This window comes from Bacillus sp. FJAT-26390, from assembly GCF_001682865.1.
GTDB lineage: Bacteria > Bacillota > Bacilli > Paenibacillales > Paenibacillaceae > Pristimantibacillus.
The window spans coordinates 145,072-158,045 of record NZ_MAQX01000002.1; the positions used below are offsets into that span (position 1 = coordinate 145,072).

At 46.4% G+C, this 12,974-nt stretch carries 17 protein-coding genes; 5 read left to right on the top strand and 12 right to left on the bottom strand.

What is annotated here, in order from left to right:
* Window positions 1-40: 40 nt before the first annotated feature.
* The 3 genes from A7975_RS09020 to A7975_RS09025 form a co-directional block, all read right to left on the bottom strand.
* Window positions 41-574, bottom strand: a complete 534-nt coding sequence (locus A7975_RS09020; RefSeq protein ID WP_065384961.1) for a YceI family protein — start codon at window positions 572-574, stop codon at window positions 41-43.
* A 164-nt stretch (window positions 575-738) separates the two neighbouring features.
* Window positions 739-1,005 carry a WCX domain-containing protein gene (locus tag A7975_RS35365; RefSeq protein WP_141680254.1) on the bottom strand — a complete coding sequence of 89 codons (267 nt, stop codon included), beginning with the start codon at window positions 1,003-1,005 and terminating at the stop codon, window positions 739-741.
* Between the two features lie 296 nt (window positions 1,006-1,301).
* Window positions 1,302-1,871, bottom strand: a complete 570-nt coding sequence (locus A7975_RS09025; RefSeq protein ID WP_065384962.1) for a dihydrofolate reductase family protein — start codon at window positions 1,869-1,871, stop codon at window positions 1,302-1,304.
* 388 nt (window positions 1,872-2,259) lie between these two features.
* Between A7975_RS09025 and A7975_RS09030 the strand changes: the two genes are divergently transcribed.
* Window positions 2,260-2,676, top strand: a complete 417-nt coding sequence (locus A7975_RS09030) for a VOC family protein (RefSeq protein ID WP_065384963.1) — start codon at window positions 2,260-2,262, stop codon at window positions 2,674-2,676.
* Between the two features lie 79 nt (window positions 2,677-2,755).
* Here the strand turns inward: A7975_RS09030 and A7975_RS09035 are convergent, their stop codons facing one another.
* Complete coding sequence (locus A7975_RS09035) at window positions 2,756-3,181, bottom strand: SRPBCC family protein (protein WP_053374383.1); 426 nt, start codon at window positions 3,179-3,181, stop codon at window positions 2,756-2,758.
* An 18-nt stretch (window positions 3,182-3,199) separates the two neighbouring features.
* Entirely contained in the window at window positions 3,200-4,216 is a 1,017-nt protein-coding gene (locus A7975_RS09040; RefSeq protein ID WP_255314228.1) for a sigma-70 family RNA polymerase sigma factor, read from the bottom strand.
* Between the two features lie 307 nt (window positions 4,217-4,523).
* Here A7975_RS09040 and A7975_RS09045 point away from each other — a divergent pair, with 307 nt between their 5' ends.
* The 3 genes from A7975_RS09045 to A7975_RS09055 all read left to right on the top strand — a co-directional run bounded on the left by A7975_RS09045 (window position 4,524) and on the right by A7975_RS09055 (window position 6,947).
* Complete coding sequence (locus A7975_RS09045) at window positions 4,524-4,859, top strand: ArsR/SmtB family transcription factor (protein WP_065384964.1); 336 nt, start codon at window positions 4,524-4,526, stop codon at window positions 4,857-4,859.
* Window positions 4,860-4,960: 101 nt separating this feature from the next.
* The gene (locus tag A7975_RS34785) at window positions 4,961-6,289 is read left to right on the top strand and encodes an alpha/beta fold hydrolase (protein ID WP_255314229.1); all 1,329 of its coding nucleotides are present in this window, start codon (window positions 4,961-4,963) and stop codon (window positions 6,287-6,289) included.
* Window positions 6,282-6,947 carry a DUF998 domain-containing protein gene (locus tag A7975_RS09055; protein ID WP_065384965.1) on the top strand — a complete coding sequence of 222 codons (666 nt, stop codon included), beginning with the start codon at window positions 6,282-6,284 and terminating at the stop codon, window positions 6,945-6,947. Before A7975_RS34785 ends, A7975_RS09055 begins: the two co-directional genes overlap by 8 nt.
* Window positions 6,948-7,173: 226 nt before the next feature.
* Here A7975_RS09055 and A7975_RS09060 read toward each other — a convergent pair whose 3' ends face one another.
* From A7975_RS09060 to A7975_RS09085, 6 genes are all read right to left on the bottom strand, one after another.
* The gene (locus A7975_RS09060) at window positions 7,174-8,421 is read right to left on the bottom strand and encodes a DUF4153 domain-containing protein (RefSeq protein WP_065384966.1); all 1,248 of its coding nucleotides are present in this window, start codon (window positions 8,419-8,421) and stop codon (window positions 7,174-7,176) included.
* A 1-nt stretch (window position 8,422) separates the two neighbouring features.
* Window positions 8,423-8,641 (bottom strand): helix-turn-helix domain-containing protein, encoded by a 219-nt coding sequence (locus tag A7975_RS09065; RefSeq protein WP_053374379.1) that lies wholly within the window; start codon window positions 8,639-8,641, stop codon window positions 8,423-8,425.
* Between the two features lie 10 nt (window positions 8,642-8,651).
* Window positions 8,652-9,134 carry a DUF2975 domain-containing protein gene (locus A7975_RS09070; RefSeq protein WP_065384967.1) on the bottom strand — a complete coding sequence of 161 codons (483 nt, stop codon included), beginning with the start codon at window positions 9,132-9,134 and terminating at the stop codon, window positions 8,652-8,654.
* A gap of 180 nt (window positions 9,135-9,314) precedes the next feature.
* Entirely contained in the window at window positions 9,315-9,506 is a 192-nt protein-coding gene (locus A7975_RS09075) for a sigma factor (RefSeq protein WP_082198103.1), read from the bottom strand.
* A gap of 334 nt (window positions 9,507-9,840) precedes the next feature.
* Entirely contained in the window at window positions 9,841-10,668 is an 828-nt protein-coding gene (locus A7975_RS09080) for a TrmH family RNA methyltransferase (protein WP_065384969.1), read from the bottom strand.
* An 8-nt stretch (window positions 10,669-10,676) separates the two neighbouring features.
* Window positions 10,677-11,387, bottom strand: a complete 711-nt coding sequence (locus A7975_RS09085; RefSeq protein ID WP_082198093.1) for a potassium channel family protein — start codon at window positions 11,385-11,387, stop codon at window positions 10,677-10,679.
* Window positions 11,388-11,480: 93 nt separating this feature from the next.
* Here A7975_RS09085 and sspI point away from each other — a divergent pair, with 93 nt between their 5' ends.
* A complete protein-coding gene (sspI, locus tag A7975_RS09090) occupies window positions 11,481-11,714 on the top strand; it encodes a small acid-soluble spore protein SspI (protein WP_053374375.1) in 234 nt (77 codons plus the stop codon).
* Here the strand turns inward: sspI and A7975_RS09095 are convergent.
* On the bottom strand, window positions 11,708-12,913 hold the full coding sequence (locus tag A7975_RS09095; protein ID WP_082198094.1) for an alpha-D-ribose 1-methylphosphonate 5-triphosphate diphosphatase: 1,206 nt from the start codon (window positions 12,911-12,913) through the stop codon (window positions 11,708-11,710). The two genes, sspI and A7975_RS09095, sit on opposite strands and share 7 nt — an antisense overlap.
* Between the last annotated feature and the right edge of the window lie 61 nt (window positions 12,914-12,974).

The window sequence follows — 12,974 nt, forward strand, 5'->3', positions numbered from 1 at the left end:
TAAAATGACCACCCCGCTAAAAGGATGGCTTTTAGAATCGTTAAGCTATTTTAATTGCCTCGATATAAAGCTCGATCCTCACTTCATTTCCGACGATAATACCGCCTGTTTCCAGCGGCGAATTAAATGTCAATCCAAACTCGTTGCGTTCAATACTAGCAGTTGAATGAAATCCTGCACGTTCCCGACCACGAGGATCTTTGTTTAGTCCTTCAAAAACGGTATGAAAAGTGATCGGTTTCGTTACGCCATGCAGCGTTAGATTGCCCGTAAGCTCGTATTGCCGTTCGCCATTAAGGATGCAGCTGGTGGTTTGAAACGCAATGGTTGGATACTTGGCTGCATGCAGAAAGTCCTCGCTCCTCAGGTGTTCATCTCGTTGCGGCTGGCGAGTTGAGATACTATTAGCATCTATGGAAGCCTGAATACCGATCGTTGTTAGATCATTAGGGTCAAGGCTCAAGATCGCTTGAAAATGCTCGAATACGCCTTTGATTCTACTAATCATTAAATGCGACACCGAAAACTCGACGGAGCTGTGGTCCGGGTCCACTTCCCAATTGACATTACTCACGATTAAATTCCACCTCTACGATAAGATTGTAAGAAAGGTCGCCCCATCTCCAAAGCACTGCGATATTCGCATACTCCGACTATACAAAAACGCTACTGACAACGTAATGTCAGTAGCGTTTCAACATTTTTTCGGCTTCCTCGCGAATCCGAATTCGAACTGATTCAAGCTCCACTACCCCCCGCATTCGCTCCCAAGCCCAGCACCCACGGCATCAATTCGTCCAGTTGACGAACGCGCAAGACCACATCCAATCCATCTGGATGCACTTCCATCTCCTCGATAAAACGATTTTTCGGTTCCTTCACTTTAGCTGCCACTGCATAATTGAATCGAAGGCGAACTCGTAGGTTCCGATCATCTAAAGGCCGATACTCCCTTAAGTTAAAATGGGCGGTTGCTCGATCTTCCAGAAATCGAAGCTCAGTCATTCGGGACTAACGGAAATGGCGAATAGCTTGAATTAGATCGCTATAGGCTACAAGCATCCATAATCCTTCAACGAGTACCAGGCTATACCGTTACTTATGATATGGCTCACCAGAATGTATCTTCATCTAAACTGCCAGTTAATTTAATGAAAAGAGCAGGCTATCGTAGCGCCTGCTCATCAATAGGTGTTATTCATCTATCGTTGCCTGTTAGCTTAACAGGCCGCCGATCGTACCGGCAGCCTGGTGTTGTTGTGCTATCGTTACCCGATATTGGAAATTCTTGTACGGCACGGCTATTTCTCCAACTCATAGCGGGCCGCGATAATGCCCGACTTGAGCGTTCGGCTGGACAGCAGCTTGAGCCTGATTTTCTCACCATCGCCGTGGAATGCCGATTTTCCGCCGCCCAAGATGATCGGACAAATCGTCAGCAGGAATTCGTCGATCAGGCCGAGCTCAAGCAACGTCTTCGCCGCCCCCGGACTGCCGAAGATAACGAGGTTTTTGCCAGGCTGCTCCTTGAGCGCCTTGATTTCATCTGCAATATTGTCCTTGATCAGCATCGTATTGTTCCATTCGACAATGTCCATCGAGCCGGAAATAACGATCTTCTTAACATCCTGCAGCCATTTGGCATGCTCCATACCGTGCCTCGACGCATCCGGATTGTCAAGCACCGTGGGCCAGTAGCTCTCCATCATCCGATACGTCGTGCGTCCGTATACGGGAGAGCCGACTTCGGCTACGACCTCCTCGGCGTATTTCTCTAATTCCTCGTTGTACGGAATCCAATCTAGTCCTCCGTTCAAATCCGACGCATACCCGTCCAGCGACACATGCATGAACAATACGAGTTTTCTCATGTTTGCTTCTCCTCCGATTTCGAATTTAGTTGTTCGATTTTTTGGCAGTTGGCCGTGTTTCGTCCTGCTCTTACGTTCACTATAAATCATTACGTTACGTAAGGATCAAGTGGAAATCTGAAGACCAATAATGTTGCACAAATCTGCCGTTAGCGTAACGACGAAGGGCTGCCACGCGGCAGCCCTTTTAGTTTTCAACTATCATTTCCCGATAGCGTAATCGTCACTCGATACCCACGCTTTAATTGTCATATATTCAGACGAATTCCTTTTTAGTTATTTTTCAAAATTTACGCTTCCGAACCGATGAATTCCAGGATCGACTGTCGTCTATATAAACGAAGGCATAAATGAACACAAACTAATTTGACGAAGAGGTGTTTTGAAAATGGCATTAACGTCCGCATTCACGAGCTTCAACCTGCCTGTAAAAAATGTGGAACAATCGAAAGCGTTCTTCACCGGACTCGGATTCGAGCTCAACCAGCAATTCCCCGAGAACGAGAATTCGGTAGCCATCGTGATCGGCGACAACCTGCAGGTCATGCTGATCAAACAAGCATTCTTTAAGACGCTCACGGAGAAGGAATCCGTCGATACGAGCAAGTATGCGCAGATGACGATCGCATTGGCCTTCGAGAGCCGGGAAAAGGTCGATGAAATCGTGAATACCGCAGTCTCCTTGGGCGGGAAATTGCACGCTGAACCTGAAGACCATGGGTCCATGTATCATTGGGGCTTCGTGGACTTGGACGGTCATCTGTGGGCCATTAACTACATGAACATGGATGCGGCACAAGGTTAAGGCAAACGGAGAGCACGTTCCTACTAGGGTTCAAAAAGAAAGACGCCGGGCATCTTTCCCGGCGTCTTCTTCGCAATGATTAGTTTTGTTCGGTAAAGGCTTTGAAATTGTCCACGATCGCTTGCCAGCCTGCTTGCTGGAACTCGACGGGATTGGAGCTTTCCGCGTCGAACGTTTCAATGACCTTCGTCTCATTCCCTTGATCGACGAAAGCAATTTCCACTCTTCTTCCGTCTTCCATGGTGTAGCCGATCGCCTCATGTCGATTCACGACATCGTAGACGCCGCCAAAATCAAAGCCCATGCTGCCATCCTTCGCTTCCATCCGTGTCAAAAACTTGCCGCCGACCCGCAGATCGTTTTCGGCTCTCGGCGCATGCCAGTCCTCGGACGCATGATTCCACTTCATGATGTGATCCTGCTCGGTCCAATAGCGCCATACCTTCTCGACAGGGGCTTGAATGACGGCTTGCACGGTTACTTTCGTCGGTTGAGTCGTTTCCATTTTAAATAGACACTTTTCTCATAATATTCGTCGTTTGGTTATTCTCAATGATATAGACGTAAGCCAATGACGAAATTCATTGGGGTCAATTCGCTCAGGCAGCCCAAATCGCGAAAATAATGGCGTATGAATGAAGTTTTGAACGTGCAGGATTTGATTTTCTTTGGTTTCGATGACGTGGATGCCCCAGGGTACCAGGCCAGAGCCCTCTTTGCCCGGCATATACTGGGCCAACGCCGGATAACCGCCATTCACCGTAATGGGTACAAATCGCGAACCTTCGCAATGCCAGCGAGTAAGCGAATAGAAGGCGGACAAATCTTCCTTGCCGCGGATCCACATCTCGAAGGGCGGCATCGACATGCAGCCTTCCTCGTGGAACAACGCGACGAGCGCAGCAATATCGAATTGCTCGAAGGCCTCCACATACCGGGACAGCAGCTGCTGCTCCGGTTGAACGTCCATGCTGCTGAGTTCATCCGAGCGAAGCTGCGCCCGGTCCATCGTCTCTCGGGCTCTTTGCAAGGCGCTGTTCACCGCTGCCGGCGACATCGCCAACGTTTCCGCGATCTGCTTGGAGGACCATTCAAATACATCCTTCAAAATGAGTACCGCGCGCTGCCGCGGAGGCAAGGTCTGCAGGAGAGCGATGAAGCACAGTTGAAGGGTATCTCTGCGGACGAGCAGATCCTCCGGATTGCCCCCAAAGTCGGGAGACGGCCAGATCCAGGCAGAGTCCGGCAGCGTGTCGCGCGGCTCGACGATGGCGACGGCCGGGTCGAACAGGTCAACGGGAAGCGCGCGGCGTTTGGATTGTCTCAGCTTGTCCAAGCACAGGTTGGAGGCAATCCGATAGACCCAAGTTTTGAACGAGGAATCCTGTCTGAACATGCTCCAGCTCTGCCAGACCCGAATACTCGTCTCCTGAACGGCATCGTCCGCATCGTCCATGGAGCCTAGCATTCGGTAACAGAACGAGGTTAAGCCCGGCTTCAAGCTTGCAAATAATGATTCGTCAAATGTGGTCTCGTTCATCGCGGCCTCCCTCAACTATCTCCCCAAAGGGTTGTACCTTCATTATATGCAATGAAGCGGACAGCCTCAATCCGAATAAATATATACTTTAGAAATAATTCACAATACCTCACGCCAGGACCTGAATACTGGAGCTATCCTACCCGTTAGTTGAGAATAGGCAGCCGATTTAGCCCGGCTGCCTTTTCCTGTGGTTTATTGAGCTATCGTGTCCCGATTTTTCAAAAGTAGAGGAACACCCGATAACAAAAGTGCGAATTCTTTATATACGTTGACACGTATATACGCCTTCGTGTATATTTCTTTTATGAACACAACAACAATGCAGTTAACGTTACTTACACTCGCCGAGCCGAATCGCTTCAACATTGTTGAGCTATTAAAGAAAGCACCACGATCGGTGAGCGAAATCGTACATGCCCTCAATATCGGCCAGCCGCAAGTGTCTCGCCATCTGCGGATTTTGAGCGAGGCCGGGTTAGTGCGCGCCCGCAACAAAGCACAGCAGCGTATATATAGCCTCGAAGCTCAACCATTCCAGGATCTAGATGAATGGTTTGATTCATTTAGTATCCTTTGGGAAGAGCGTCTCGATAATTTCGAGGATTATATGCTCGACTACAAAAGAAAGGAGGATCTCTGATAGCTTTTATCTCAAGCTTTATCGCAGTAACATTCGAAATTACCATGCCATCTGGAAAGAGCGGTTTGACGCTCTAGAAAATTATCTGAAAAGGATGAAAGATGATGAAATCTAAAACAAGAATTCATAAAAATCGCGATTCTCGTGAGCTTACTGTGGAACGGATGGTAGCCTTACCTCAACAACTTGCTTGGGAAGGTTGGACAAAGCCGGAACACATTGCGCGTTGGTGGGGCCCCAAATTATGGACCTCCACCGTGTATGAGATGGATGTAAGACCCGGCGGCGTTTGGCGTTATAGTCTAAAATCAGATGACAATGACGGGGAAGAAGCCTTTTGTAAAGCTGTTTATCAAGAGGTTAATGAACCCTCTTTACTGGTATATACCGACTCGTTTGCCGACAAGGACTGGAATATTGTAGAAAACAGCGAGATGTTAACGACCGTACAATTCGAGGCAGCGACAAATGGTACGAAGCTTAGCATCGTTACGCGATTTTCAAGTGCCGAAGAATTGGATAACGCCGAAGCTATGGGTATGGTTGAAGGCTTTACCGAAGCATTTGACCGACTTGAAATATACTTAGAAACCTTAACGGGAGGACATATGAACACAGTTATTTCAAAGGATGGAACAAAGATCGCTTATAAAAAGCAAGGAAACGGACCTGCCGTTATTCTCATTGCATCGGCAATTGCTGACCATCGCGATGCAGCCAAGCTCGCCGAGAAACTCGCCGCTCATTTCACCGTCTACAACTATGATCGTCGCGGCCGTGGCCAAAGTTCTGATGTCATGCCGTATGCCGTCCAACGCGAAGTCGAGGATATTGAGACTCTAATTCATACTGCCGGCGGCAACGCTCGCCTGTTCGGAAGCTCATCTGGCGCGGTTTTAGCCCTTGAAGCGGCTAGCCGATTAGGAGACCAGGTGACAAAGATATATCTGTACGAACCGCCTTTTATTATCAATGACAGTCGTAAACCCGTGCCGACAGATTACGTTCAACATTTGAACACGCTAAACGAAGCTGGCAGAAGAAGCGAAGCGGTCGAATACTTTATGTCGGAAGCTCTCGGAATTCCGGCGGAATATATCGGCTACATGAAAGCCGATCCGTCTTGGCAGGCAATGGAAAGCATGTCTCATACTCTAGCCTATGACGGCATGATTATGAGTGACACGCAATCAGGCAAACCACTTCCAACCAACCGTTGGAAAGTAAACGTTCCCACTTTGATCATGACAGGTGAAAACAGCGAGCCGCTATTCCACGACGCAGCCAAAGCGCTTGCCAAGCTGCTACCTATAGTTAACTCCCGCACGCTGACCGGACAAGACCATTCTGCAGTCGTGATGGCTCCGAACATCATAGCGAAGACGATTTTCAATTATGACATCGTCAGCAAGGAGAAGGAAATTGGCTAAACCGCTATTGATAGCAAAACCGATATCCGCGATTGTTTCAAATGCAGCACGATTGTCCGTCTTTTCGGGAGCATTCTTCGTTTTCATCCTTGGTATCCTCCACCTGCTGGAACCGGAATTCGATCCGTCGTGGCGCTTTATCAGCGAATATGCTCTAGGCAACTTCGGCTGGATGATGCATCTTGCATTCGTATTGCTAGCTGCGAGTCTGCTAAGCGCTGGAGTAGTGGTCTTCTCGCAAGTTCGCACCGTTGTGGGATACATCGGGCTCGCTATCCTTGGACTAAGTTCCTCAGGTTTATTAATCGCAGCTATCTTTGTGACCGACCCAATATCGGTTAGTCCGGATGCTGCGACTTTCAGCGGTAAGATGCATGCAATAGGCGCTACGCTCGACTATACGCCTGTAGCAGCCCTCTTGTTGAGCTTTGCTCTAGCTCGTAACGAAGCCTGGAGACCCATTCGAGGACGCCTGTTTGTTGCCAGCACCATTATGTTGGTCGTTATGGCACTATTTATACTTCAACTCCCGCAAGATGGCCAGTTCACTCCAGACGTTCTTGCAGGTTTGTTCGGACGTTTCTTGATTGTGTCCTACCTTGGATGGCTCTTTATCGTCGGGATTCATGCGCTCAAGCTTCGAAAGCTGATTGTGTAATAATCGAACATATTTAAGAACGATTACAACTGAAAGTAACTTGACTATTTCAAAAGACGAATTTAACGGGAGATCCTACCCGAAATGTTCTAACGCTTTAGCACCTCACGGGGTGCTTTTTCTCTTATCTTACATGGGTCCAATTAACGTAATCTTCCATTTTTCCTTCAACTATCAGTTAGTTTAAGAAATTTGATTAGGTCGATCTTACATTAACAGAACCTTTCTAATAAAAAATTAAAGGAAAAGTAAATGTAACGAAAGCTGCCCAAAGTCCATAGACCGGCAAATACTTCGTAACGGCATTTTGGATAGTAGAAGGCCCGGTTTTGTTTTGTAGAAAATGCATATAGGAGACCATAATCCAAATTAGATTGGCCCAGATAAGTATGTTTACGCCTAAAACTGCAAGTCTGTTGGGCGTAATCCCATAAGAAGAAAGCCTGAACACTATGGCTGATAAAGCCACACTGTCAATGATAAGAGCAAGAACGATTAGGGCAAAATTTATATAATCAGAAATGTTCTTTTTCTCGTCTTTGCGGCTTTCGGTAATGGAAAATATGGTGACAGCCAATACACAAATGAGTATTCCGTTGAAGGATAGAAGGAAATCGCGGTCCAAGAATGGATTTTTCCCGACCCAAATAACCGTTATTAGGTAGACCACCAATGTGACAAGTACAAGCGGACTAAAAATTTTGGCTATATAGGGTGCAATATTTTTAGAAAGTTTAAGGTTCCTCGATACCAGGTATGTGGACACAATAGCGAGAGCCGCAGCACCAAATAATACGACATTTTTAAAATAAAATTGAGATATATCCATGCCGACAAATCTAAATAACTGCATGGTTAATGCTGTTAGCAGCATTCCGCTGATTGCCATGGCGGCGTAGAGTATGCAAAATTCCCCATTAAATTTAAGATAAGCTAATCTCGTGCTGCCTATCCTATATTCATTACCTGTAAATGCAAGCCCTAGTACTACCCATAAGAAAATAGGAAGGTGAAGATAAGCCAGGATAATACTATCTTTATGCTCTAGTGGCAGCACATTAAGATAAAATCCGGAGATTAGAAATAACGATGCAAGGGTATAAATAACATTTTTTTTGGGGGTACTGCTATATACAAAATAAGCTGCAATAAAGGGAAGTATCCCAAAAACAAGGTTAATCGGAGCTATTGCTTGCTGTTCGGTAAAATGAAAAATTATTCTGGTGCTTATCCCGGCAAGAATCGCTAAAATGCCCATGAATAAGAAATTCTTTTGAAGCAAGGAAGCTTTTTCTGAATTTGCCGTCTCCTTGAAATGCAATCTTTCATACCAAATGGCAAGAACCTGCGAATCAGGATGATGTTCCCGGGCGTATGAGAATGCTTTTTTAAAAGCTTCGGGTTCTTTTCTATACATTCTCTCCAGCTCATGGGGGTTAGCAATATTTTCAATAATCTGATTGTTAAGGTCCATGTTATACCTCCTCTCTGTCATTTTTATATTCTAAAATGTCTCCAGGTTGGCATTCTAATGCTTTGCAAATTGCCTCTAAAGTTGAAAGCCTAATTGCTTTTGCCTTTCCATTTTTCAATATAGAAAGGTTAGCCATTGTTATTCCAACCCTCTCCGAAAGCTCTGTTACGCTCATTTTTCTTTTAGCCAACATCACATCAATATTGATTATAATCGCCATGTCATTCACCTCAGACCGTCAAATCATTTTCTGATTTTATATCAATAGCCTCTTTTAAAAGCTTTTGGAGAACAGCAGCAAAAACGGCAATCACCATGGAGGCAAAAATCAAGACCAATCCGATGACTATGATACCTGGGGCATCGTCTTTCTCCGCAATGAGATAGAAGAGTGGCATGCCTATCACAAACAAGCTGCTGATTGTGATTGCACAGTATTTTATATTCTTTAAAGCTTGTACAGATAATTCGGAGAATGCTTTGCTCTTGTCAATATAGCTTAAAAGTTTAAATGCTTGATACAGAGCAAAGTAAAAAGGTATCGCTGGTGCATACAATTCGATAAACACGAGATATTTCAAATAAGTCATATCTGGATACAATTCTACCGCAAAATTCGCGATCTCTGGCACCAAAAATATGCACAAAGCAAGAACTGGGATTCCAATAAGAATAACAGCCGCCTTTAAAAAGAGTGTTGTTCCTCGTTCCATAAAAAGCCCCTCACTTATCGTTAAATTTAAATCGACTTTACCATATAATTTATCGTTTTACAATAAAAAAATACCGATATTGAATACATTTTTGTTGTTACGAAATTCCTTTTCCAACCAAAAAAAGCATTACTATCTGGGATTTCGTTGCCTTTCCACGGCGTCCTCTTCGATCGGCAACTATATTCGTTTATGCTTTCGAGACATGTCGCAATAACGATTGAGCGCGACCCTGTACAACCACGCTGGAAACTTATCCGGCACGATGGAATCAAGATAAAGGAGCGCTTTGTATACCGTGTCCTGAACGATATCCTCGGCGTCAGCCTGACTCGCTCCCATGCGAATCAAGTACCGCTGTAAATGCTTCATTTTGTGCTGCAGCAGCAGCAACAACGGTCGTTATTCACTTTCAACCTGCCTCACCCTATACAACGTATTGGCGGGCGAAATGCAAAAAATTTAAATATCTAATATTTCCACCGCTATAAGACACTCGTGCCCTCCTATTTTACGGTTTGTGCCATTTATCATTACATTTATTTCGATACTAAAAATCGCAATGAATATTTCACCTTATTATACTCTTCGTAAATAATCACACTGTTGTAAAGACAAAAAAAGCCCTGATAATCAAGGTTTTCTTGATTACCAGGACTGACTTTGATGTGCCAAAATGAATTATGACTCACAAGCGTGATTACGGTTACTTGCCCGAATAACTCCGCTGCCTCAAGCTCTCATAAAGCAATACCGTCGCCGCCATCGCTACATTCAGCGACTCCGCTTGTCCAACCATCGGGATGATGACCGACTCGTCAACGAGCTCGCGTACGGGATGCGACAATCCTTCCGATTCATTGCCCATAAGCAGCCAAGTGGACTGCGTCCAGTCATAGCCATAGCAAGTATGCTTCGCCTGTAGGCTCGTGCCTATAAGCTTAATGCCTTTTGCTTTTGCCTCAGGAAGAAGCACCTTCAAATCCGCTTCCATAATTGGCAAATGGAACAACGAGCCCATCGTCGACCTGACGGTCTTCGGATTGTAGAGATCCACGCAACCTTTTCCTAATATAACAGCATCTGCTCCAACCGCATCGGCGCTGCGAATGATCGTGCCGGCATTGCCGGGATCACGTACGCCATCCAGCACAACAACGAGGCCTTTTTTACGGAATAAAGCTGTTTTATCTGCGGAGAGCTTGGACAATATCGCAAAAACAGGCGGAGGCGTATCCGTCCCTGTGCATTTTGACATAACCGCCCGTGAAGCCTGTACCCATTCCAAACCGAGCGTTGCCGCCGAATCGTTCGTTTCCCGCTCTGCCATAAGCTCTGCAGGAATGCCTCGTTCGGTATCGTAGACGATTGTCGTCACGTCAGCATTGCCCTTGAGCGCTTCAAGCACAAGATGAACGCCTTCGATAAGAAATTGGCCGCTTCGATCACGGTATTTCTTGTCAAGCAGCGACGCCCATTGCTTAACCTTTTCATTTTGCAGAGATGAGATCAGTGGATCAAAATGTTCATTCATAGTTAGATTTAACCTTCCGAATACGCGATTTCTAAATTTGATAAATCTGAGTTTTTGCCGACGATAACAAGGACATCCTCCGGACCGATTAAATCATCCGCATAAGGCGCAATGTTCATCTTAGAGCCCGTTTTGATAGCCATAACATTGCATTTATGCCTCGCTCGAATATCAAGCTGCTTCAAGCTTTGACCAATCATTTGGGAAGGAGCTTTGATTTCAATAATGCTGTAGTCGTCCGAAATCTCGATATAATCGAGAATGTTAGGCGATACCAGATGATGTGCGACCCGAAGTCCCATATCCCGCTCCGGGAAAATAACCTTATCGGCGCCGATCTTATGTACAACCTTGCCATGGAGCTCATTTTGCGCTTTGACAATTAACGTTTTGACGCCTAAATCCTTCAGAATGAGCGTCGTCAAAATGCTCGATTGAATATCTTGCCCAATCGCAACGACAACAACGTCAAAATTTCGTATGCCAAGCGCCCGAAGCGCATCTTCATCAGTGGAATCCGCCGAGACTGCATGCGTAACCGTATTAACAACATCCTGAATCCGCTGCTCGTTTGAATCGATTGCCAGCACCTCGAAGCCCATCTCCGTCAATGCTTTTGCAACGGTGGAGCCAAAACGCCCCATGCCAATTACTGCGTACTGTTTCTTCGCCATCTGTACAAAATCCTCCTTACAGGATGATTGCTGTAGTCGTCTCATCAGTATACCATATAGCTTGCACATTCGAATGAAAGCAGCAAGCGATGGACATAGTAAATAAGTAAATCCGAATGCGGCAGGAGGGTATTTAGCATGGAAATTATTGATTTGCGCCAAGCGATCGTTAGACGTGTCCAAGATAATTCAGCACAGGAGCTATCGGAAGTCATTGAAGATTCCATTGGTGCCGATGAGCGTGCATTGCCAGGACTCGGCGTTCTGTTCGAGATGATCTGGCAGCAATCCTCAGAGCAGGACCATAACCAAATGGTTGACTACCTTTACAAGCATCTTCATCATGCCGAAAACGCCAATCCGTCTCAATAACGAACTGCAGCTGTGTAAACCACTTGGCCTCCGACGATCGTATTCGTCACCCAAGGAAGGCCTTCATAACGATCCACAATAATAAGATCCGCTGCTTTGCCAATCTCTACGGAACCCAGCTCGCTGCCCGCGCCCAAAGCCTGCGCAGGATGTAGCGACGCCATCCGTACAGCCGCCGGCAAAGCAGCAATCCCTTCATCGGCCAGCTTGAACACCGCTGCGAGCATCGACGAAGGATGATAATCGGAGCATATAATATCAGCAGCGCCTGCGCCAATCGCATCGACTGCCCTTAAATTTTTATCATGTGACGCTCCTCTGACGACATTTGGCGCACCTACGCATACCCGCAATCCCCGCTCTGCAGCATGCTTAGCAGTCTCCAAATTAATCGGAAACTCACAGACGGAAACGCCATAACGAGCCGACTCTTCCACTTTTTGAACGGAATCATCATCATGTGACGCAATCGCGATGCCGCGCTGCGCGGCTAGCCTGCTGAGCTGCAGCAAATGCTCCTCGTTTACAAGCTGTCTTCGCTTAACCAAATCCTCGACAATGGCACGAACCTCTTCAACGCCGACACCTTGGTTTTTCATCACATAGCGCTCGAAAGAGCCTGGTTCACGATATTGCCCCTGCCCTGGCGAATGGTCCATAAAGGACAAGTAATCAATTGCATTCTCGTTCAAATATCGCTCCACAATCGGCATGCCCGCCAAATGCGAAACCTCGAATCTAAGATGAATCCGATTGCGAACGATCGATCTTTTGCTTCGATAGCTGTTAATATGGTCAACCATCCCCGTTAGCAAGTGATCGCCGCGCAGGCTGAGCCCAACGCCGAGCGATAACGAGTGATACATCGTCGTAATCCCGTGAACAGGCAGCTTCCGTTCAAATTCGAGCATTGCCATATCCAGCGGGAATAATGTATTCGGCCGAGGCTGTATTTCCTTCTCAATTGCGTCGCAATGAATGTCAATAAGACCTGGCAATACGTAATGCTGCTTCGCATCGATCACGTTAGGGTCCGGAAACTGCCGCATCCAATTTTCTACAGCCGCTTCGTCTTCAAGAATAGCATCGATTCGGCCATCAACGACCGCTACAGCAGCCTCCACCGCCTGATCCAGCAATACGATCTTTCCATTCGTAACGATCATAGGCTTCAAGCCAGCACTCAACCGATCATTCATCGTTTTGATCGTCCCCTTACCCTATAGTTATTGAATAAGCTTACCATAATCCGCTCATCAA